This is a genomic window from Xenorhabdus santafensis, assembly GCF_033949405.1.
GTDB lineage: Bacteria > Pseudomonadota > Gammaproteobacteria > Enterobacterales > Enterobacteriaceae > Xenorhabdus > Xenorhabdus santafensis.
Genome location: NZ_VCDN01000014.1, coordinates 118,582 through 141,453 on the forward strand (window position 1 = coordinate 118,582; position 22,872 = coordinate 141,453).

Genomic DNA, 22,872 nt, shown 5'->3' on the forward strand with positions numbered 1-22,872 from the left:
ATGTTATATCCTACTTTTTATTTTCATCTACTTTTTTATTTTTATCCGTAATGCATCTCTCTGCATCACACCGAAATTGCAGCATAGTCTGTCCGCCGTAATCATTAATAAAAGTCAGATGAGGTGTAATATATTGCCCTCTTTTCACACCTTCACTGCCAAACAGAGCCAACATCACCGTATCAAACTTCCCTTTCTCAGATTGCTCCTGATTATTTCCCATACCAATCATCGTGATGTAATAAGGTGTTGGATTCTCGATGCGATATCCGCCAGATATTTTATGTAAGATCAATTGATCCTGCCAAACAGCATTAGGCTCTTTTTGTATCGCTTTCGGACGGTAAAACAGTTTAATTTTAGTTTGCAAAGCAATTTGCAATACATTGTCCTGCTCGCTTTTAGGGGGAATTTCCCGCAAATTGAAATAAAACAATGATTCACGATCCTGTGCCAATAAATTGGCCGCAGAAGTCGCTTCCAACCTAACCAATCCTCGTTTTCCCGGCTGTAAACGTTGTACCGGCGGAGTAGCAACCAGTGGCCCTGTGGTTATTTTCTGTTGATTTTCATCTTCTAACCAAGCCTGAGCCAAATAAGGCAACTCTTGATTCTCATTTACAATATTCAATGCAATGGACTGCTTATCTCCGGGGAATACAATTCTCGTTCTGTCCAGTGAAATTGAAGCCTGTACTGCAAAGGTACATACGAACAATGAAAACATACACACAATAAAACGATTAATTACTGTATTTATCAAATATTTTGCTTTCAGCATTTCAGTTTTTCCTTATCCATTTATATTTATCAACTGTTCTTGCTCAGTACAGGGCAATAAAATTTGTGACAGAGAGTCAATATCCTCCGGTAATTCCGCCGTACATATTTTCCTATTCCAATTCACTTTCAATTTTTCTTTTGGTTGAACTCCACTGATCCATGCCACTCCTCCATCGCTGACAATTCCCAGTTCATGACCTTTTTCATTACGCACACTGGCACCAAACGGCGGAGAACTATTATTTTGCAATTTCAATACCACGAATAAACGCTTACCTTTCACGACATCAAATTTACGATACCCAATAGCACCTTCGGTTAAGAACGATTCCACAACAGCATTCCGAGCTTCCATATCAGCAGTGAGCTCATCAACATCAATGGTGGTGATATTCCGATAATAACTATTGATATCTGTGACAACCCCAACTCCCTGACTATTAGTTATCACACGGCCACCATCAACAGGAACATTGGCGACACCTTCTGTATCCACTAGCAAACGGGTTCCCCCATAAAATCCACCTGAATGCAATGCAGCTCCTTTTGCGGTTATCGTCACGCCACCATAAACCGAACCACCGACAGAAAAATAACGCCCTTGGGTGGCCGACATATTGACTGATGTATTTGCTATACCACCTTCATGACTGTAGTAGCCACTGAGTTGGGCATCCGTTTGCCCTTCTTTGCTATGGGTTACCCCCGCAGTCAGGCTATAGCTATTATTTTTTTCTGTTTGATTGTAGTAACTGGCAGTATGGGAAAATTGCTGGTTATTATAAGAACCGTTATAACTCACACTTCCCGATGATAAAGGGATTGACAGACGCAAAAAAATTTCATCATTAACTTTATTGGTATCAGAATAACGGTTTCGGGCTGCAGATATGCCCACTGCAATATTATTTACGCCAAACGCTGAAAAATATTTATCAGCCCGCAGGTTGTAATTGGTTGTATCACTTTTGTTCCAATAAGATTGCCGATTATAAGAGCCGCCAATTGATAATTTATGTTCAGAAAAATACTGACTTAAAGATAATGTATATGTCTCTTTATTATTATTTTTATAGGTATAATTCCGATAGCGCTCATCAAGATATTGTTGCATTGTCATATAATCACGTTCACTAAAACGGTATCCGGTAAAAGAAATATTCGCACCAATATCGTCAAAACTTTTAGAGTAATTAAATCGCCATGAGCGCCCGGTTTGAGTTCCTTCATTCCGAAGAGTTTTAACCATTGACTGAGTCGCATCCAGAGATAACGTTCCCAATCGCATTAAATCAATCCCAACCCCTAACGCTGCCGCATTATATTTTCCCGCAATAATACTTCCGCCATAAACTGACCAATAATTGGATACGCCATAACTTATTTCTCCAGCCCCGAATATTGGCCCTTCTGTTTGATGAGACTGATACCTTGAGCGGCCCAAGAAAAATTTATAGCGAAATTGACCAGGACGAGATAAAAATGGTACATAGGTCGCATTGACCTGAAACGTTTTTACCTGACCGTCTTGTTCAGCGACTGTGACCTCCAGTTCCCCACGCACTGAGCTACTGAGCTCCTTAATGGAAAACGGCCCGGCTGGCACTGTGCTGTCATAGAGTATTCGCCCCTGCTGTGAAACCGTCACTCTGGCATTAGTATCCGCAATGCCATTAATTTCAGGAGAATATTCTCGCAATTTAGGCGGTAATTGGCGTTCATCACTGGTAAGCGCCAGCCCTGTATAACTCCAACTCTGCAATAAATCAGAACTAAAAGACGACTCACCAATCGTCAGCTTTGCACGCCACGCAGGTAATGCGCGGTACAGATAAATCTGATTCCAGTCCAACGAGGTACTCTTTTGTCTGAATTGCCCTGCGGTATAGCTGTAATTCCCCCGATAATTACTCCGTAAACGCCAGACACCATAATTTGCCCCCACAGTTCCATTAACCCATGCAGACTGAGAATGCCCTCCATGTTCAAGCTTACTTAGCGTTGCATCCGCACTATAGTCCAACATTAAGCCCGGAATGCCGTTATCCCAGCGTGATGGCGGTGTCCAGGAAGGATCGGTATATTCTAAATAAGCTTGAGGAATAATAAGATTGAATTGCAGTTCAGGCATGTCCGCGAATGCTTTCACACCACCCAAGGCAGAAAAATCGACGCACTGCCCGTCATGCCATAAATTAATACGATTCTGAATACGTTCCGTTAGCCCCACCTTATCCAGCAACAAGGGAGAAATGCAGGCTTCTGATGTTATTTTTTCCCCCACTTGTCGCGAGTAGAAAGGAATCGCGGTGTCCTGCGAAATATTTTGCCCATTAACCCTAAAAGTTAATTGATACCTTCCCGGCATAACATAATCAGCTTGAGAGAAGCGTGATAGATCGATATGTTGTTTATCTTCAGTGTCCAACAGATCGGTATAAAACTCTATACTCTCTTCTGCTCTTGAATTTCCATTATTTATAGCTAACAGCAAACAAAACAAAAATAAATAAAGAATTCTTTTTTTATTTATTTTATCCATAACCCTTCCTTAGCATTAATTAGGCTTTAATTGCTGTGAGCGCTATATAATAAAAGCAAATATTGTACGTAAATATGTTTAGCGCTAAACTAATTATACCCGTCGTCTTTCGAGTTGCCTCTTTGTTGGCTGCACTCGCTCACCCCTGTCACATAGTTATCTATTCTCCCGAGGTTCTCTCCTTTGCCGCCGCGATGCAATTCGAAATCCATAGGGTATAGTTTTTGGTTTAATGAAATTATCGTTGTTATTTACAATAATATTTAACTATATTTTATCACTACATTTGTTATCCCCTTAAATGTTCCAGCTTGAACTGCGCCTACACTACTATCAGTCGATTTATGGATGCTCGCTATAAATTCTAATTTAAATTTACCATTCGTGAATTGCGTAGAATCCATATCTTTATTGAAGGTAATGTCTTTACCTTGCTTCTCCTTCAATTTGACTACGACATTAGTGCCAGTATCCGTAAGCAATTCACTATTAGATGCAACTGTATTACCCATAAATTGTAAGGTAATATTTTTATAGCCATTTGTTGAACAAGTAAAATCAATTTCTACTGGTTTATCTTTAGAATAACCATTATTTAAAAATTCAGGGCTGACAATATCAAAAGTAATTGGCTGTTTTACCTTAGTTGTGTCAACTGTGCAGGGTGGCGCAATAATTTCTCCTGTAAAATTAATCGTAACTTGATCTTGTATCGGCGGCGCAGTATCCGCCAAAGAACCAAAAACACTCATTCCAAATATAAAACTGGTTATCATACAGACTCTTTTTAGTTTCATGTGTCTTATGCCTTAGTACGCTGTTGTTGAAACAAAACATTGAGTTTTTACTGACCAATATTGGAACTTATGTTTTTTACAATATTTATATAGTTGCAAAATCAAAATCGTGCACTGCTGTTTTTATATATCTTTGATTTTATTGAATATAAAAAATGATTCTTTTTTTTATTTGTTTACAATTAAGAACAATCCATCTTTTAATATTATTAAAAATGGAAATAATAAACTCTAAAAACAATAAAGGCCCACTTAAAAAGTGGGCCTTTAATTCTCAAACGAAAATAGCTATCTGTTTACTGCATGCGTGTTAAACAATTTTCTTTGACGCCTGCAAATACAGCAATTCCAAGCCAATTGTTGCCGCAGCCAACGCAGTAATTTCAGATTGGTCATAAGCCGGCGCCACTTCCACGACATCCATGCCGACAATATTCAGCGGTTGCAGAGCACGCAAAATTTTCAATGCGCGATCGGATGTCAATCCCCCAATGACCGGCGTTCCTGTTCCCGGAGCAAATGCCGGATCGAGACAATCAATATCGAATGTCAGATAAATCGGTAAATCACCCACGATGGATTTAATCTGTTCCACAACATCATCAACGCCGCGATCATTAACCTGACCGGCATCCAGCACCGTGAAGCCATTATCTGTATCGTGTTCAGTACGAATACCAATTTGCACGGAATGATGGGGATCAATAAGCCCCTCATTTGGTGCATGGTAAAACATTGTACCGTGGTCAAATTTACTGCCATTGGGATAAGTATCCGTATGGGCATCAAAATGAATCAGCGCCATTTTGCCAAAATGCTTAGCATGGGCACGCAGAAGCGGCAAAGTGACAAAATGATCGCCACCGAAAGATAACATCCGTTTACCCGATGCCAATACTTTTTCAGCATGCGCCTGCAACTTATCGCTCATGTCCTGAGCATCGCCGAAGTTAAATACCAGATCACCGCAATCCACCACATTCAGCCGTTTGCGCAAGCTAAAATTCCACGGCCAGCGGCTGCTTTCCCATGCCAAGTTGGTTGATACCTGACGAATTGCAGCTGGCCCGTGTCTGCTGCCCGCGCGCCCCGACGTCGCCATATCGAATGGGATACCGGTAATTACCCATTCAGCATCACTGCTATGAGGCTGAAAATTCAATGGAAAACGCAGAAAACCAAAGGCATTCGAAACCAAAGAATTATCAATTTGGTTTCCTAAGGAGCTAATACTCATGATGTATCCTCAAAAGTCCGTGCCACACGTTAATTTTGTCCAATTATGAGTAACAACAGTGGCACGCGACTTGTTTATGCAAAAAGATTATTCATCTTCCAAATAGGTGTAACCATATAGGCCGCTTTCAAATTCTTGCAGGAATTGTTCCTGTAAACTTTGATCCAAATCCGTTGATTTAACCTGATCATGGAAGCGGGTGAGCAGTACCTGTGGCTCCAGTTTGACGTATTGGAGCATATTGGCGACGGAATCACCTTCTTCGCTCTGCTGATAAGTAGCTTCGCCATCTTCTGATACATAAACATCAATGGCAGCGGTATCCCCGAACAAGTTATGCATATTGCCCAAGATTTCCTGATATGCGCCGACCATAAAGAAACCAATCAATGGCGGGTTATTTGGATCATAAGCCGGCATTGGCATGGTTGTCGCCACACCGTCACCATCAACATAATGATCAATGGTGCCATCTGAATCGCAGGTAATATCCAATAAGACAGCACGGCGATCCAGCGGCTTATCCAACCCTTCAATCGGAAGAACCGGGAATAACTGATCAATCCCCCATGCATCTGGCATTGACTGGAATAATGAGAAATTCACATAGAATTTGTCTGCCATGCGTTCTTGCAGTTCATCAATGATTGGACGATGCGCACGATTGCTTGGATCAAGATCCTGCTGGATATGACGACAAATGTTCAGGTACAGTTCTTCAGCCCATGCCCGCTCTGTCAGAGTCAACATGCCGTGGGCATATTGGGTATGTACATCATGCAGATCAAACTGACTGTCATGCAACCATTCACGCAGGGAACGGCGGCTGCCGTCAGATTGCATCTCCTGCCAAGTCTCCCACAAGCTGGTCAGGGGGCGTGTTGCATCATCTGCCGGCGCGCTTGTTTCAGTGAATTCGTTACGCTCAACCCCAATCACATTGGAAACCAATACTGTATGGTGAGCGGTCAGTGCACGGCCGGATTCAGTGATGACGGTTGGATGAGGCAAACCGTGTTCTTCACATGCGTCACCGATGCCCCAAATCACGTTATTCGCATACTCATTTAAACCGTAGTTGACTGAGCATTCTGACTGGGAGCGAGTACCTTCATAATCAACCCCCAATCCTCCACCGACGTCAAAGCACTGGATTTTAACGCCCAATTTAGCTAATTCGACATAAAAACGGGCAGATTCGCGCACCCCGGTTGCCACATCACGAATATTTGCCAACTGGGAACCCAAATGGAAATGCAGCAGTTGCAGGCTATCCAATCGCCCAGCAGAGCGCAGAGTCTCAATCAGTTGCAATACCTGTGCAGCCGCCAGACCAAATTTGGATTTTTCACCGCCACTGGCTTGCCATTTGCCAGAGCCTTGAGATGCAAGACGTGCCCGAACACCCAGACGCGGGATCACATTGATGCGTTCTGCTTCTTCCAATACCATCTCAATTTCAGACATTTTTTCGATGACCAGATACACTTTGTGCCCCAGTTTCTCACCGATCAATGCTAAACGGATGTATTCACGATCTTTGTAGCCATTACACACAATGACCGTACCGGTCATACCTGCATGAGCCAATACTGCCATTAATTCCGCTTTGGAACCTGCTTCCAGCCCGACAGGTTCATCAGCATTTGCCAGCGTTTCAATCACGCGGCGCTGCTGGTTAACCTTGATCGGATAAACCAGAAAGTAATCCCCTTTATAGCCATAAGATTCGCGTGCACGCTTAAACGCCGCATTGATGGAACGCAGGCGATGTTGCAAAATCTGGGGAAAGCAAAACAAAGCAGGTAAACGTAACTGTTCCTTTTCTACTTGAACTCTTTTCACCAAATCAGCGAGTTCAATTTGAGCTCCCGGTAAATCAGGGTTTGGGCAAACACTGACATTACCCAGATCATTGACATAGTAATAGCTGCCGCCCCAGTATGCGATATTGTAAGTCTGTCGCATTTTGCGAGCGATATTATCATTCATGGCAGTCTCCTTCATGGAGTCGAGGTTTGCCTTCACCTGTAAAGTCAATAACCCAAGGCACTGTTTTATCGTGCGTATCTTGCGCATTAAAAAATGTCAGGGAACAGCATGCTCTTAAATTATAGGTACGTTTAGAGGGAACTAAACAATATATTTACTGTGTGACAGTATGATGCCAACTCGATATTGCCAGCGTATTTACACCCATCGCCTTTCAAGTTGCATCATAGGGTAGATATACACGGGTAACATCGAAATGAATTCATGTTTAAAAGGAAGGAACAAGATGTGGATACATCAATAGCATAATGTGGCTGTTGGCCGTTGGCAATCAGCAGATAATGGTTCATAACCCCATTCACCCCCACATGGCTTACCTGACGCAAGCCGTTTCTCATTTGAGAAGCAGGACATATGCAAATCTCCTGCAAGCGCCGTAACTTCAAGTACAAAACTAACTTAATGTTACGCGCGCAGTTTATACCTGTAATCCAATAAAAATGCAAAATGAAATTTATCTAAATTGCGTCATTTTTCTATCCGTTTTAGGGTGAAAAACCAAAATGCTTATATACAGAAAGATATTTAAAATGAAAAAAACTGGTATCCTTAGTCAGAGTCAATTAAAATTAGCCATCTAGATGGTAAAACATCCCCCCTTATACTACCATCCACCCTTAAACCAAATTATATTTAAGGTAATGAAATATAATGACTACACACCTTTTCACTTCTGAGTCTGTTTCAGAAGGACATCCAGATAAAATTGCTGATCAGATTTCTGATGCTGTTCTTGATGCGATCTTAGAACAAGACCCCAAGGCTCGTGTTGCCTGCGAAACTTATGTTAAAACTGGCATGGTCATGGTTGGTGGCGAAATCACTACCAGTGCTTGGGTTGATATTGAAGAGATCACTCGCCGCACAGTGCGTGAAATTGGCTATACCAGTTCAGATATGGGCTTTGATGCCAATTCATGTGCTGTTATCAGTGCCATCGGTAAACAATCCCCTGATATCAATCAAGGTGTCGACCGATTAGATCCTCTGGAACAAGGGGCTGGTGATCAGGGGTTGATGTTTGGCTATGCAACCAATGAAACTGATGTGTTGATGCCAGCACCTATCACTTATGCACACCGCTTGGTTGAGCGTCAGGCTGAAGTCCGTAAAAACGGCACATTACCGTGGTTGCGCCCGGATGCAAAAAGCCAAGTAACATTCCAGTACGATAATGGCAAAATTGTTGGTATTGATGCCGTTGTGCTTTCAACCCAGCACTCAGAAGACATTGACCAAAAAGCGCTGCAAGAAGCGGTAATGGATGAAATCATCAAGCCAGTCCTGCCAACAGAATGGCTGACGCCGATGACTAAATATTTCATCAACCCAACTGGCCGTTTCGTTATCGGTGGCCCAATGGGTGACTGTGGCCTGACTGGCCGTAAAATCATTGTAGATACCTACGGCGGTATGGCGCGTCACGGCGGCGGGGCATTCTCAGGTAAAGATCCTTCTAAAGTTGACCGTTCAGCTGCCTATGCTGCCCGTTACGTTGCTAAAAACATCGTTGCGGCAGGCCTGGCAGATCGCTGCGAAATTCAGGTTTCCTACGCGATCGGTGTTGCAGAGCCAACGTCTATCATGGTTGAAACTTTTGGCACTGAAAAAGTATCCACTTCAACACTGATTCAATTGGTACGTGAGTTCTTTGACCTGCGCCCTTACGGCCTGATTAAAATGTTGAACCTGCTGCAACCAATCTATCGTGAAACTGCGGCATACGGCCATTTCGGTCGTGAGCAATTCCCTTGGGAAGCAACAGACAAAGCTGAAATTCTGCGTTCAGCAGCAGGATTAAAATAATCCTTTGCTAAATCCTGTAGCCCGCACTGTCCTATGCACTGCGGGCTTTTTTAATCAAAGTAACCCGTCCTAAATAAAGTATGTAACCGTGATGAAATCCGTCAGAGTTCCGCTTTCCTTACAGCAAGCAGTTATGCGCACAATGCGACAAAAACTGGAGCAAGCAAGTAACTTTCTGCACATAAACATTCCTGAACCTGAGATCAGCTATCGGCAACGAGGTACAATCGCGGGCAGTGCCCGGTTGCAGGCGTGGGAAATTCGTTTAAATCCTGTTTTATTGATAGAAAACCAGCAAGCATTCATTGATGAAGTCATCCCGCACGAACTGGCTCATTTACTGGCGTATCATCAATTTGGCAAAGTTGCGCCACATGGAAAAGAGTGGCGTTTTATCATGGAGACAGTGCTTAAAACGCCGGCGAATCGAACGCATCAGTTCGCGGTTCATTCTGTCCGTAGTCAAATATTCAATTACTGCTGCCGCTGCCAGCAACATGAGCTGACAATCAGACAACACAATAAAATTCTCAGGGGGAAAAGCTGTTACATTTGTCGGCAATGTGGGGAAAAGTTGCAACCAGCTAAATAACACAGGAACCAACAAGATGCTCCAATGCCAGAAACATCTTGTTATCTTGTTTAGCAATTTCTTGTTTGAAAATTTAACGTTTGAAAACTGGCTTTCTGGAAATTAACGACTTGATAATTTAGTTCAACGAATATCCACCCAGGTAATACTTATTAGTTAACAACATTTATTGGGTATCCACCTTGGTTGCTTTGATTTGCTCAGCTTCCGCAATGATTTGATCAGCCGTTTTGCCATTAAGATAATGGAAAAAATTTTGTTCCAATTGCTCTATATCTTTATGATTAATATTGCCATTCTTATTGTCTTTGAATAAATCATCGAAATTAATACTATTAACCATCGTAATATACAATGATTCATCAAATTTCAATTTCTTATCTTCGGATAAGGTATCCCTGATGTTTTCAATGGACGTTTTCAGGGCTATTTCATTTGCGCCATCAATCTTAAGTTGATTGTCACACCCCGTTAATGCAAAACCAAGCAAACAAAATACTAACAATTTTTTCATAATCCACCCCATCCATTACCGATGGTGATAATAATAGCAGAACAAAAATAAATGAGTCGCCTTAATAACTATTTTTCTTATTAAATTTTGAATATTTATGACTAAATCATTTATACCTTTGCCATGCTGGCATGTACGCCCTTTTGCTCCTGATTTGGCAGAATCATACCGATGTAACGAAAACTTAATTGATCAAATTGCAAAATTTATTGATTAGTTTGAATAATAACCGTTATCATCTATTTTGAGATAGGTTAAAATACGTTGGCAACATTCCATTTGGAAGAAAATGACGTCCACAAAATATATTATGCCTTTTGAAACATAATGTTATTTTTTTAAACTTCGTATTACCTTTGAAAACCTTGATCTTTTAAAAGCATCGCCATTACTTTTAAAATACTTCCAAACATAGCATAGCTTGTTTGAACGCTATATGAACAAAAGGCATGATGAGTTCCGCTTTACAGATTAATGAATTAATTTTTATTTAATATCATAAAGTTATATTTTTTCTCTATGAATATAACTGAAAGATAAAAGGATCAATATGTCTGTCATTCATTATCTAATGAAATACGTACTGTCAGCAGTATTCGTTTTATCACCGATATACGCTCAGGCAGAAAAAATCACCGTTAAAGATATTGCCGGCCGAACAGTGACTATCAACGCCCCCGTTGAACGGGCCATGCTGGCAGATAGCCGTGTTTTGATTGCACTCAATATTTTGCACCCCTCAGAGCCACTAAAGGGAATTGTCGCATGGGATAATGCGCTGGAAAAAAAAGCGCCTGACCTTGCCACCGCCTATGAAAAAGACTTTCCTCAGTTAAAGAAAATCCCTGTATTTCCTAATCCCTACACCAGTGATTTCAGTATTGAAAAAGCCTTAACCTATAAACCCGATCTGGTGATTTTCGATATCGGTTTAAAATCGAAACTAGACAGTAGCAACACCGTTGAGTTATTGGCAAAGAGCGGTATCCCTGTCATCTTCATTGATTTCCGCCAACATCCTTTGTCCAATACTGTGCCAAGCATGAAATTGCTGGGAACAGTTTTCGGGCAAGAAGAAAACGCGGATAAATTTATCCAGTTTTATGAAAGCCGCTTATCTTTGATCAATAAGCGTATTGCGACTTTATCCCCTAAACAGTTCCCCACCATTTTTATTGAGCGCCATGCTGGCATGCGAGGAACTGAAGATTGCTGCAATACCTTTGCGACCAATAGTTTTGGGGAGTTTGTTGCAGCGGCTGGTGCCAATAATATGGGTAACCAGTGGTTTTCTGGTATGGGAGGTAAAATTAATGAAGAACAGCTATTAACGACCAATCCTGATTATTATCTGATGACAGTCGCTAATTGGGATACTGTTCATGATAATAGCCAATCTGTTCCATTAGGCTACACTGGCGAATTGGCAACAGCAGAGAAACGTTTCCAAAAATTACTCGCTCGCCCGAAATTAAGCATATTGAAATCGTATCGTGAAAAAAACGTTATGGCTGTTTATCACCAATACTATGATACGCCATTTAATATTATTGCCGTAGAAGCTATTGCAAAATGGCTGCATCCCGATCTGTTCCGGGATATCGATCCCCACGCCGATAATATTTACGCCCATAAAACATTTACCGCCCTTGATGGCAGCGGTGTTTTCTGGATAACAGCAAAATAATGCCTTATTGATTAATGCCCGCTTGTTTCGCAAGTGGGCATCATTTCTCATACAAATTTTATTAGCCAATATATCCCATCGACAATTCCCATAATAAATATTGCATAACAATTATCATAAATAATGTTTCTTACAAGTAAGAATTTATTTCTTTTTTTATTATCACAATGATAAATCAGATTTTTTGTTTTTTATTTATTGATGCAGATCTTTTAAATTTTAATGCATGCTTTATTAAAATTAAGACTTTGTCCGATAATCACACCTGAATATATGACCTAGCATATACAGCAAACACAGTACCCGGAGAATATAATGAAAAAGCTACATGATATTGCCAAAGAACTGTTGCCCACAAAATATTATAAGATGTTGATTAATGGAGAATGGGTCGATAGCGTTTCAAAAAATACAATGAAAAGCTACAACCCTGCAACAGGGGAATTGCTGACAGAATATGCAGCCGGTAATGCCGAAGATGTTGAACTTGCCGTCAAGGCCGCTCAGCAGGCTCTTCCGGCATGGAGCAAAACTTCTGCCGCAGAAAGGCAATCTCTATTATTGAAAATCGCCGATCTACTGGAAGCGGAAGCAGAACGTTTCATTGTCCTCGAAACATTGGATGGCGGTAAAACCCAAGCTCTGTGCCGCCATTTTGACATTCCTTTTTCCATTGATCATTTCCGCTATTTTGCCGGTGTTATCCGTGCCCATTCTGATGCAAGTGATGTTATCGATAGTGATACATTGAGCTTGGTGATCAGAGAGCCAATCGGCGTGGTCGGACAGATTATTCCATGGAATTTCCCATTATTGATGGCAGCCTGGAAAATAGCCCCTGCCCTTGCAGCCGGCAATACCATTGTTATCAACCCTGCGAGCCTGACACCAATAACACTGCTTGAATTGGGCCGCATCCTGAATCAGGTTCTGCCAGCGGGCGTTGTCAATATTGTCACGGGGCGTGGCTCTGTTGTCGGCCAAGCAATCCTCGATCATGAAGGTATTAACAAGGTCGCTTTTACCGGTTCGACAGAGGTTGGTTACAACGTTGCCGCTGCCGCAGCAAAAAGGCTTATTCCTGCCACTCTGGAATTGGGCGGTAAATCTGCCAATATCGTCTTCCCTGATGCCAACATGAAAAAGGCCGTCAAGTATGCAGCCAACGCTATTTTGTTGAATCAAGGTCAGGCATGTGAATCAGGTGCCCGTCTGTTCCTGCATAAAGATATCCACGATGAATTCCTGAAAGAGCTGAAAGTGGTTTTTGAATCCGTTCGGGTTGGTGATCCTATGGACTCAGAAACTGAAATGGGCTGTCAGGTTAGTGAAGATCAGATGAACTCCATTTTAGATTACATTGAACTGGGAAAACGAGAAGGAGCCACTGTCCTGACTGGCGGAAAACGTATGGCGGGTGAAGGGTATGATGATGGTTTCTTTATTCACCCAACTATTCTTACTAATGTCACCAATGATATGCAGGTCGCACAGGAAGAAATTTTCGGGCCTGTGTTGTGTGTCATTCCATTCGACAACGAAAGCGAAGTTATCGAAATGGCCAATGACTCCGAATATGGGCTGGCTGGCGCGGTATGGACACAGGATATTAACCGGGCCATTCGCGTAGCCAAAGCTGTAAAAACAGGCCGTATGTGGATTAATACCTATCACGAGCTACCTGCTCATACTCCTTTCGGCGGTTATAAAAAATCAGGGCTTGGACGTGAAACTCACAAGATGATATTGGATGCTTATTCTGAAGTGAAAAATATCTATATCAGTATGAAAGAAGAATAATAAATCAATAAAAAATCGCCATCGCTAAAGATGGCGATTTTAATAATCGCAAGGAAATATTATTCAAAAGAAAAAGGAAGGCTATGCAAATAATCCGCTTCTACTTCCAATTCAAACAGTGTTTCTGATTTTTCGATGCACTTTCTCATCTCTTTTCCGGCATCTTGATATTCAGGATAAGCCCCACTATCAATGACTTTTCGATCTGTGTTTTGCCACTGTTCTTTTGTTGGCCACTGGGCATACCCAATATAATCGCCTGATTTATCTTTATGCAATCTGGAGCCTAACGATCCCGAAAGTAAATAGATCCCTTCCGTTCTCTTTTTCCAAGCTTTAACAAAAGCCTCTTCCATCCCGGGATAAATTTTAAATTGATAAATTGCAATAAACATAGTTATTTCCTTAAAGTTAATATTATTCAAAAAATAATTATCTTAAATATAGAAAATGGCAGATGCACAATGGATTTAAAGAGATAGAACGGCACACAAAAGACCATATAACCAAGAACTCAAAATAGATAAGCGTATGTTTATAGAAATAGAGACTGAAGCGAGTGTAATATCATTTGAGATAGCTAAGAATATTATTTGATAGATAATTTGATCTATCTATCAATTATCAAAATATATCACAGGAATAATACTCATTTTTATCACATGACTTAACAGTGTCTCCAAGATTTTACAGCCGATAATTAACCGGCCTTACTGGAAAGAGAATGAAAGAAAAATACCCATACTGTTTCCTATGGTATAGTTCATTATAATAGATAAAGTAATAATATATTTAATCATGTTATAATTTCTCTCTAAATGAATAAAACCCATGCAATAAATAATATTGATTTATTGAGAATACTTTTGAGTATTTTTTCAATAAAAAAATGGCCACCTTTAAGGCAGCCATTTTTCATCATAGTCTATTTAGTCATTAGATCCAGAAAAACCAAGCAACAACGGAAATAATGGCTATACATGCCAGATTCAATACAATGCCCACTCTCACCATTTCCGATTGTTTGATATAGCCGGAGCCATAAACAATTGCATTAGGCGGTGTTGCTACTGGCAACATAAATGCACAAGATGCACCGATACCAATAATCATGGTCAGAACGATAACCGGCATACCCAGTGCTTCGGCAACGGTCGCGAAGATAGGTACAAGCAGTGCCGCACTTGCAGTGTTACTGGTAAATTCGGTCAGGAAGATGATAAAGGCAGCTATCGCAACGATGATGACAAACCACGGGCTGGTGCCAAACGTTGATGCCATACCATTCGCCATGACTTCGCTGGCGCCTGAAATTTTCAAAACAGCGCTCAGTGTCAGACCGCCACCGAATAGCATCAGGACGCCCCATTCAGTGTTGTTTTGAATCTGTGACCATGATGATACGCCAGTCACGCCAATCAAAATTGCCGCACTGACTGCAATGATGGTATCCAGATCTTTTACACCGCCCAGAGCATCACTAATAACAGAACTAAAAATCCAGCATACAACTGTCAGCGAGAAAATGCCCATGGCAATTAAGCGCTTACCATTCCACTCCAGATGTTCCAGCTCCAGATCAAATTTGTGATTCAGGTTCGGGCGCAGCATGAAATACATCAATGCCACCATAACAGGCAACAGAATAAGCACCATCGGTACGCCATATTTCATCCATGTGACGAAATCCATACCTAATTGTGCAGCAGCAATGGCATTGGGTGGACTACCAACTAATGTCCCCAAGCCACCAATACTGGCGCTGTATGCAACCCCCAACAGAACAAATACGAATGTGTTGCGTTCAGTACGCACATCCAAATTAGCCAGAATGCCGAGGATCAATGGCAACATCATTGCCGCAGTTGCTGTATTGCTTATCCACATGGAAAGCACTGCGGTAATGCCAAAAATCAATAATACCGCCACCGACAAACGCCCACGGGCAATCATCAGCAAACGGTTAGCAATCAACCTGTCCAGACCTTGGATATGTAGCGCTGTAGCCAATGCAAAACCACCGAAGAATAAAAATATAATCGGATTTGCAAAAGATTTCAGCGCGTCACCTGTATTCATCAACCCCATCAAAACAGCCAGAATTGGAACACACAGTGCGGTAATTGTGACATGAATGGCTTCCGTGAGCCATAAAACACCAACAAATGCCATCAATGCCAAGCCTGCATTTGCTTTTTCCCCATAAGGTAAAAACTTAAGCAGAGCCACAAGCAAGATGATGTCCAGCGCGAGGATAATTAAACCTCTTTTACTTGAGGGCATCGGCCCAACCGCTGGCGCTAAAGATTCAGAAGCGTCCATGAAGACTCCGTAAAACAATGAAACATAACCCTGTAATGTAAAAAGAATAATTAATGAATCATTGCCGTAAATGTTAAAGAATTACATTACATGTGAAATAATAAGGTGTCTTAACGACAAAGAAAATACTAGGTGAATGATTTTGGGATCTACCGCGCGGGATTTGTTTTATTTGTGAATAATTATTCTAAAATTAACCAAAAATTTCCAATAAATTCACAAATTAGTTAAATATTAAGATAAATAATCATACTAATAAAATAAAATTTTCTCTTATTAAAAAGGCGGAAAAGAGTTAACTCTTCCGCCAATACATAAAAAATATTTATTTTTTATTAAAGATGAGTCAGATTACGCCTGACCTTTTACTTCTTTCAATCCGTTGAAAGGTGCACGATTACCCAGTGCTTCTTCGATACGGATCAGCTGGTTATATTTAGCAACACGATCAGAACGGCTCATGGAACCCGTTTTGATTTGGCCTGCCGCAGTACCTACTGCCAGATCAGCAATGGTTGCATCTTCAGTTTCACCAGAGCGGTGTGAGATAACCGCAGTATAACCCGCGTCTTTTGCCATCTTGATTGCAGCCAGAGTTTCAGTCAAAGAACCGATCTGGTTGAACTTGATCAGGATGGAGTTCGCGATGCCTTTTTCGATACCTTCTTTCAGGATTTTGGTGTTGGTTACGAACAGATCGTCACCAACCAACTGGATTTTGTCGCCCAGTACTTTAGTTTGATAAGCAAAACCGTCCCAGTCAGATTCGTTCAAGCCATCTTCGATGGAAACGATTGGGTACTCTTTGGTCAAGCCTTCCAGATAGTGGGTGAATTCCTGAGAAGTGAAAGTTTTGCCTTCGCCTTTCAGTTCGTAATTCCCGGTGGCTTCGTTATAGAACTCAGAAGCGGCACAGTCCATAGCCAGAGTAATATCTTTACCCAGTACGTAACCTGCCTGTTCAACAGCTTCTTTGATTGCTGCCAGTGCCGCTGCGTTGGATTCCAGGTTTGGCGCATAGCCACCTTCATCACCTACCGCAGTACTCATGCCTTTTGCTTTCAGTACTTTTGCCAGATTATGGAATACTTCAGAGCCGATGCGCACAGCTTCTTTCAAAGTGCTTGCGCCAACTGGCTGGATCATGAATTCCTGAATATCTACGTTGTTATCTGCGTGCTCACCACCGTTGATGATGTTCATCATTGGCAGAGGCATGGAGAATTTACCCGGAGTACCGTTCAGCTCAGCGATGTGCTCATACAGAGGCATACCTTTTGCTGCAGCCGCTGCTTTGGCATTCGCAAGGGAAACAGCCAAAATCGCGTTAGCACCGAAGTTAGATTTGTTTTCAGTGCCATCCAGTTCGATCATGATTTTGTCGATGTTAGCCTGATCTTTCGCATCCTGACCAACCAGAGCCTGTGCAATCGGGCCATTGACCGCAGAAATTGCTTTCAGTACACCTTTGCCCATGAAGCGAGATTTGTCGCCATCACGCAGTTCCAGTGCTTCACGGGAACCGGTAGATGCGCCTGATGGTGCAGCAGCTAAACCAACAAAGCCACCTTCCAGATGCACTTCTGCTTCTACAGTTGGATTACCACGGGAGTCGATGATTTCACGGCCAAGTACTTTAACGATTTTGGACATTCGGTTTTCCTCAAATCACAAGTTAAATTTCGGACAACAGGTCGAATCTAACAACAATAAAAATAACTTCTTTTAAGGTTATCAGACTAAAACCAACCCATTGCCCCATATCTTATTTCAACTGGCCTTTCTGATATTTGCCTGCTGCTTCAACAAAGCCGGCAAATAGCGGATGACCATCGCGAGGCGTCGAAGTGAATTCAGGGTGGAACTGGCATGCCACAAACCAAGGGTGGGCCGGGTTCTCAATAATTTCCACCAGTTTGTTGTCAATTGAACGACCTGCAACACACAAACCTGCATCTTCAAGGCGCTTCAACAACAAATTGTTCACTTCATAACGGTGGCGGTGACGCTCAGTGATGTCATCCTGACCATAAAGTTTACGCACCAAGCTACCTTCGGTCAGATGACACAGTTGACCACCAACACGCATCGTTCCACCGAGATCGCTCTCTTCGCTGCGAACTTCGAGGTTGCCATTCTCATCACGCCATTCGGTGATCAGACCAACAACCGGTAACTTACATTCAGGTTCAAACTCAGTGGAGTTAGCACCTTCCAGACCTGCAACGTTACGGGCAAACTCAATCAGAGCTACCTGCATACCCAGACAAATGCCCAAATAAGGGACTTTGTTCTCACGGGCATAACGTGCAGTCATAATCTTGCCTTCGACACCACGGCCGCCAAAGCCACCCGGCACCAGAATCGCATCCAGGCCTTTCAGTATTTCAACGCCACGGGTTTCAACGTCCTGTGAATCAATCAACTTGATGTTGACCGTCAGGCGATTTTTCAGCCCACCGTGCTTCAGTGCTTCAATCACTGATTTATAAGCATCTGGCAGCTCAACGTATTTACCGACCATCCCGATGGTAACTTCACCTGATGGATTGGCTTCTTCATAAATGACCTGCTCCCATTCGGACAGATTAGCTTCCCGGCATTCGATGCTGAATCGTTTACAAATATAATCATCTAAGCCTTGAGATTTCAAGAGGGCTGGGATTTTATAAATGGAATCAACATCTTTTAAAGAGATAACCGCTTTCTCTGGAACGTTACAGAAAAGCGCAATTTTTGCCCGCTCATTGGCTGGGATGATGCGATCTGAACGGCAGATCAGTACGTCCGGCTGGATACCAATGGAGAGCAATTCTTTCACGGAATGTTGGGTCGGCTTAGTTTTCACTTCGCCCGCTGCGGCCATGTAAGGCACCAAAGTCAGATGCATGAACAGGGTATTTTCGCGACCGACTTCAACCGCCATCTGACGAATGGCTTCAAGGAATGGCAGGGATTCGATATCACCAACAGTGCCGCCGATTTCTACCAATACAACATCATGGCCTTCTGCGCCACGAATAATGCGGTCTTTAATTTCGTTGGTGATGTGAGGAATAACCTGAATGGTTGCGCCCAAATAATCGCCACGGCGTTCTTTGCGCAACACTTCGGAGTAAACACGGCCGGTCGTGAAGTTATTGCGGCGTGTCATTTTGGTTCGGATGAAACGTTCGTAGTGACCTAAATCAAGATCAGTTTCAGCGCCGTCTTCGGTAACGAAAACTTCCCCGTGTTGGGTTGGGCTCATTGTGCCTGGATCGACGTTGATGTACGGGTCCAGTTTCATAATAGTGACATTGAGTCCACGGGCTTCGAGTATAGCCGCCAAAGAGGCTGCGGCAATGCCTTTACCCAGAGAGGATACGACCCCGCCGGTCACAAAAATATAATTAGTTTTCATGCTGAACCTGAAAGTTTAGGTTTAAAAGAATGATGAATATAACAGGACGGGAAAGCAGTATACCCTAACCTTAATTTCGCTACAAACCATCTGAGCAGGTTAACCTACCCAACAATCAGTAACACAGCGAAACAAACCTTCTGCTTTCCTTTTAAATTCATCAAGTTATTAGTGTAAAAATTTTTCACCTGATTCAGGTTATTCAGCCTTTCATGCAACTTCCATTTGGCTATTTCTAGACAATTTGTCGTGATGACAACGCTATGGCTGCTGCTTTTTAACCCGCTGCCACATTTCTTCCATCTCATCCAGTGTAGCAGTTTCCAGTGACAGGCCTTTGTCGAGGATCAGTTTTTCGACGTTACGGAAGCGATTTTCAAATTTATTGCAGCCTTTTTGCAGCGCCATTTCAGGATCATTCCCCAGATGACGGGACAAATTCACAACCGCAAACAATAAATCACCTAATTCTTCTTCCAATCGGGCTTCATCAACAACGGCCTGCTGTGCTTCATCCATGACTTCATCAATTTCTTCATAGACTTTATCCAACACCGGGCCAAGGGTATCCCAATCAAAACCGACAGCAGCACAGCGCCTTTGAATTTTATACGCTTTCATTAATGCGGGCAGGCTGGCGGGAATATCATCCAAGACTGAATGTTGGTTTTTTTCTGCCCTTTCTGCGGCCTTGCGCTGTTCCCAGCTCCCGGCCACTTCTTCGCTGCGGGTTCCGGCTTGTTGGTTGAAAATATGGGGATGGCGGCGCTCCAATTTATCACACACCGCCTCACAGATATCATCAAAATCAAATTGTTGCTGTTCTTGCGCCATTTGAGCGTAAAACACGATATGAAACAGCAAATCCCCCAACTCTTCTTTCAAGGCATCGGCATCATTGCGTTCAATCGCATCAAGGACTTCATAGGTTTCTTCCAGCGTATAAGGGGCAATTGAGGCAGAAGTCTGTACTTTGTCCCAAGAACAACCATTCTGGGGATGGCGCAACTGCGCCATAATCCCCTTCAGTCTTTCAATAGAAATAGGTTTCATTTTATCCATGTTTTGGTCAGTTACCGTGTAAACGTCTGGCTTCAATAACATCAGGCAATTGATTGAGTTTCGCCAATACCCGCCCGAGCACTTGTAAGTTGTAGATCTCAATATTCATATCAATGGTGGCAAGTTGCTGCTTAACATCGCTCCTGCTGCTGACCCCGAGCACGTTGACTTTTTCATTGGCAAGGATAGTGGTGATGTCCCGCAATAATCCACTGCGATCATTAGCAAGTACCCGCACCACAAGGGAGTAGCCGCTAGAGTAGCTTTCGCCCCAAACGGCATCGACAATCCGCTCCGGTGAACTGGCTTCCAGTTCGACCAATTGGTCACAGTCAGCACGGTGAATGGAGATCCCCCGCCCACGGGTAATAAACCCGATAATTTCATCGCCCGGAATTGGCTGGCAGCAACGGGCAATGTGATGCATCAGGTTGCCAACGCCTTCGACAACAACACGGCCATTATCTTTCGGGGTACTGCGAGCGGTATGGGCTTTGTTTTCCAAGGTGCGAAGCGCTTTGCGATCTTCTTCTTCCGCCGTGGTTTTGTTGAATTTACTTTGCAGGAAATTCACCAACTGATGGATGCGAATGTCACCAACACCGATCCCCGCCAATACTTCTTCCAATGAATGGACGTTATAACGGGCAATCAGTTCTTTTTCGGCCTCTTTAAGCGTAATACCCAAATGTGCCAATTCGTTATCCAGCATCTGGCGGCCAGCAATGATATTTTTGTCACGATCTTGCTTGCGGAACCAGTTATGGATTTTCGCCCGACCACGGCTGGTGGTGACATAGCCAAGGTTTGGATTCAACCAGTCCCGGCTTGGATTAGGCTGCTTCTGGGTGATGATTTCAATCTGATCGCCCATTTGAAGTTGGTAGCTGAAAGGGACGATTCGCCCGCCTATTTTTGCCCCAATGCAACGATGCCCGACATCACTGTGAATATGATAGGCAAAGTCCAGCGGTGTAGACCCCGTTGGCAGGTCAATGACATCCCCTTTTGGCGTAAAGACATAAACGCGATCATCAAACACCTGACTGCGCACTTCATCCAGCATTTCGCCGGTATCCGCCATCTCTTCCTGCCATGCTATCAATTTGCGCAGCCATGCAATGCGGCTTTCATAACTGCCGGATTTGCCGCCGCCAATAGCAGTGCCTTCTTTATATTTCCAATGTGCGGCAACCCCAAGCTCCGCATCATCATGCATCTGGCGGGTGCGGATCTGAATCTCAAGAGTTTTGCCATTGGGCCCCAAGACAACGGTATGAATGGATTGATAGCCGTTCGGTTTTGGGTTTGCAACATAATCGTCAAATTCATCGGGCAGATGGCGATAGTGAGTATGCACTATTCCTAATGCGGCGTAGCAATCCTGCAAACGATCGACAACAATTCGCACAGCGCGCACGTCAAACAACTCATCAAACGCCAAAGATTTTTTCTGCATTTTGCGCCAAATGCTGTAAATATGTTTGGGACGCCCGTATATTTCACCACTGATCCCTTCTTTCAGCATGTACTTACGCAACGTGGTAATGAATTTCTCGATATATTGCTCACGATCAATTCGGCGTTCATGCAGCAGCTTGGCAATTTTTTTATACTCATCGGGATGCAGATAACGGAAGCAGAAATCTTCCAGCTCCCATTTTAATTGCCCAATTCCCAAACGGTTGGCAAGGGGAGCATAGATATTGGAGCACTCTTTGGCCGCCAGTACCCGCTCATCCTCAGTAGCATCTTTCACTTCCCGCAAATGGGCAATACGTTCTGCCAGCTTAATGATCACGCAGCGGAAATCTTCCACCATTGACAATAGCATCCGGCGAACATTATCGACTTGCGTAGAACAAGTTGAATCAGTGTGAGTCGCTTTCAACTGGCGAATGGCATCCATTTCCAGCACGCCGGTCACCAGATTTGTAATCTCCTTACCAAACTTTTCTGTCACTGTTTCATTGTCGAGCAGTTTAGAATCAAGGATGGGGAAAAGTAGCGCAGCACGCATACTGTCATTGTCCATGCTCAATGTAGACAAGATCTCCACCATTTCCACACCGCGCCACAGCAATAATTCCGCATTGGGGTGATCTTGAACTTTTTCGTGACAGTAATGCCAGGTTTCAACCAATTTCTCACTGGATTGTGGATTGGTGATATTTAAACTCGCGATCCACTTATCGACAGCGAATTCCCCCGCTGGCGTAAGGTGCGCACTTCTTACCGCAACCATAATTTCTCCCTACTCGATAACCATTGGCTC

General features: G+C 42.9%; 16 protein-coding genes. 4 read left to right on the forward strand and 12 right to left on the reverse strand.

Going from position 1 to position 22,872, the window contains the following annotated elements; translation table 11 throughout:
- Positions 1-10: 10 nt before the first annotated feature.
- The 5 genes from FE392_RS04690 to speA form a co-directional block, all read right to left on the reverse strand.
- Entirely contained in the window at positions 11-727 is a 717-nt protein-coding gene (locus FE392_RS04690; protein WP_319929121.1) for a fimbrial biogenesis chaperone, read from the reverse strand.
- Between the two features lie 66 nt (positions 728-793).
- Positions 794-3,325, reverse strand: coding sequence for a fimbria/pilus outer membrane usher protein (locus FE392_RS04695; protein ID WP_319929071.1), 2,532 nt, complete (start codon positions 3,323-3,325; stop codon positions 794-796).
- 263 nt (positions 3,326-3,588) lie between these two features.
- Positions 3,589-4,101, reverse strand: a complete 513-nt coding sequence (locus FE392_RS04700; protein WP_319929072.1) for a fimbrial protein — start codon at positions 4,099-4,101, stop codon at positions 3,589-3,591.
- A 331-nt stretch (positions 4,102-4,432) separates the two neighbouring features.
- Positions 4,433-5,359 (reverse strand): agmatinase, encoded by a 927-nt coding sequence (speB, locus tag FE392_RS04705; protein ID WP_319929073.1) that lies wholly within the window; start codon positions 5,357-5,359, stop codon positions 4,433-4,435.
- 87 nt (positions 5,360-5,446) lie between these two features.
- The gene (speA, locus tag FE392_RS04710) at positions 5,447-7,351 is read right to left on the reverse strand and encodes a biosynthetic arginine decarboxylase (protein ID WP_319929074.1); all 1,905 of its coding nucleotides are present in this window, start codon (positions 7,349-7,351) and stop codon (positions 5,447-5,449) included.
- 711 nt (positions 7,352-8,062) lie between these two features.
- Here speA and metK point away from each other — a divergent pair.
- Entirely contained in the window at positions 8,063-9,217 is a 1,155-nt protein-coding gene (metK, locus tag FE392_RS04715; RefSeq protein ID WP_319929075.1) for a methionine adenosyltransferase, read from the forward strand.
- 91 nt (positions 9,218-9,308) lie between these two features.
- Entirely contained in the window at positions 9,309-9,809 is a 501-nt protein-coding gene (locus FE392_RS04720) for a SprT family zinc-dependent metalloprotease (RefSeq protein WP_319929076.1), read from the forward strand.
- A gap of 166 nt (positions 9,810-9,975) precedes the next feature.
- On the opposite strand, the gene FE392_RS04725 is transcribed toward FE392_RS04720, so the two are convergent.
- Positions 9,976-10,323, reverse strand: coding sequence for a DUF6694 family lipoprotein (locus tag FE392_RS04725; RefSeq protein ID WP_319929077.1), 348 nt, complete (start codon positions 10,321-10,323; stop codon positions 9,976-9,978).
- Positions 10,324-10,873: 550 nt separating this feature from the next.
- Between FE392_RS04725 and FE392_RS04730 the strand changes: the two genes are divergently transcribed.
- Positions 10,874-12,010, forward strand: coding sequence for an ABC transporter substrate-binding protein (locus FE392_RS04730; RefSeq protein WP_319929078.1), 1,137 nt, complete (start codon positions 10,874-10,876; stop codon positions 12,008-12,010).
- A gap of 315 nt (positions 12,011-12,325) precedes the next feature.
- Positions 12,326-13,810: an aldehyde dehydrogenase family protein gene (locus FE392_RS04735; RefSeq protein ID WP_319929079.1), complete on the forward strand. Its 1,485-nt coding sequence runs from the start codon at positions 12,326-12,328 to the stop codon at positions 13,808-13,810.
- A 59-nt stretch (positions 13,811-13,869) separates the two neighbouring features.
- Here the strand turns inward: FE392_RS04735 and FE392_RS04740 are convergent, their stop codons facing one another.
- The 6 genes from FE392_RS04740 to relA all read right to left on the reverse strand — a co-directional run bounded on the left by FE392_RS04740 (position 13,870) and on the right by relA (position 22,842).
- Positions 13,870-14,205 carry an antibiotic biosynthesis monooxygenase family protein gene (locus tag FE392_RS04740; RefSeq protein WP_319929080.1) on the reverse strand — a complete coding sequence of 112 codons (336 nt, stop codon included), beginning with the start codon at positions 14,203-14,205 and terminating at the stop codon, positions 13,870-13,872.
- Between the two features lie 541 nt (positions 14,206-14,746).
- Positions 14,747-16,132 carry an SLC13 family permease gene (locus tag FE392_RS04745; protein ID WP_319929081.1) on the reverse strand — a complete coding sequence of 462 codons (1,386 nt, stop codon included), beginning with the start codon at positions 16,130-16,132 and terminating at the stop codon, positions 14,747-14,749.
- Positions 16,133-16,483: 351 nt separating this feature from the next.
- The gene (gene eno / locus FE392_RS04750) at positions 16,484-17,785 is read right to left on the reverse strand and encodes a phosphopyruvate hydratase (protein ID WP_319929082.1); all 1,302 of its coding nucleotides are present in this window, start codon (positions 17,783-17,785) and stop codon (positions 16,484-16,486) included.
- A gap of 112 nt (positions 17,786-17,897) precedes the next feature.
- Positions 17,898-19,535, reverse strand: a complete 1,638-nt coding sequence (gene pyrG, locus FE392_RS04755; RefSeq protein ID WP_319929083.1) for a glutamine hydrolyzing CTP synthase — start codon at positions 19,533-19,535, stop codon at positions 17,898-17,900.
- Positions 19,536-19,796: 261 nt separating this feature from the next.
- Entirely contained in the window at positions 19,797-20,597 is an 801-nt protein-coding gene (gene mazG, locus FE392_RS04760; protein ID WP_319929084.1) for a nucleoside triphosphate pyrophosphohydrolase, read from the reverse strand.
- 7 nt (positions 20,598-20,604) lie between these two features.
- Positions 20,605-22,842, reverse strand: a complete 2,238-nt coding sequence (gene relA / locus FE392_RS04765) for a GTP diphosphokinase (RefSeq protein ID WP_319929085.1) — start codon at positions 22,840-22,842, stop codon at positions 20,605-20,607.
- Positions 22,843-22,872: the final 30 nt, after the last annotated feature.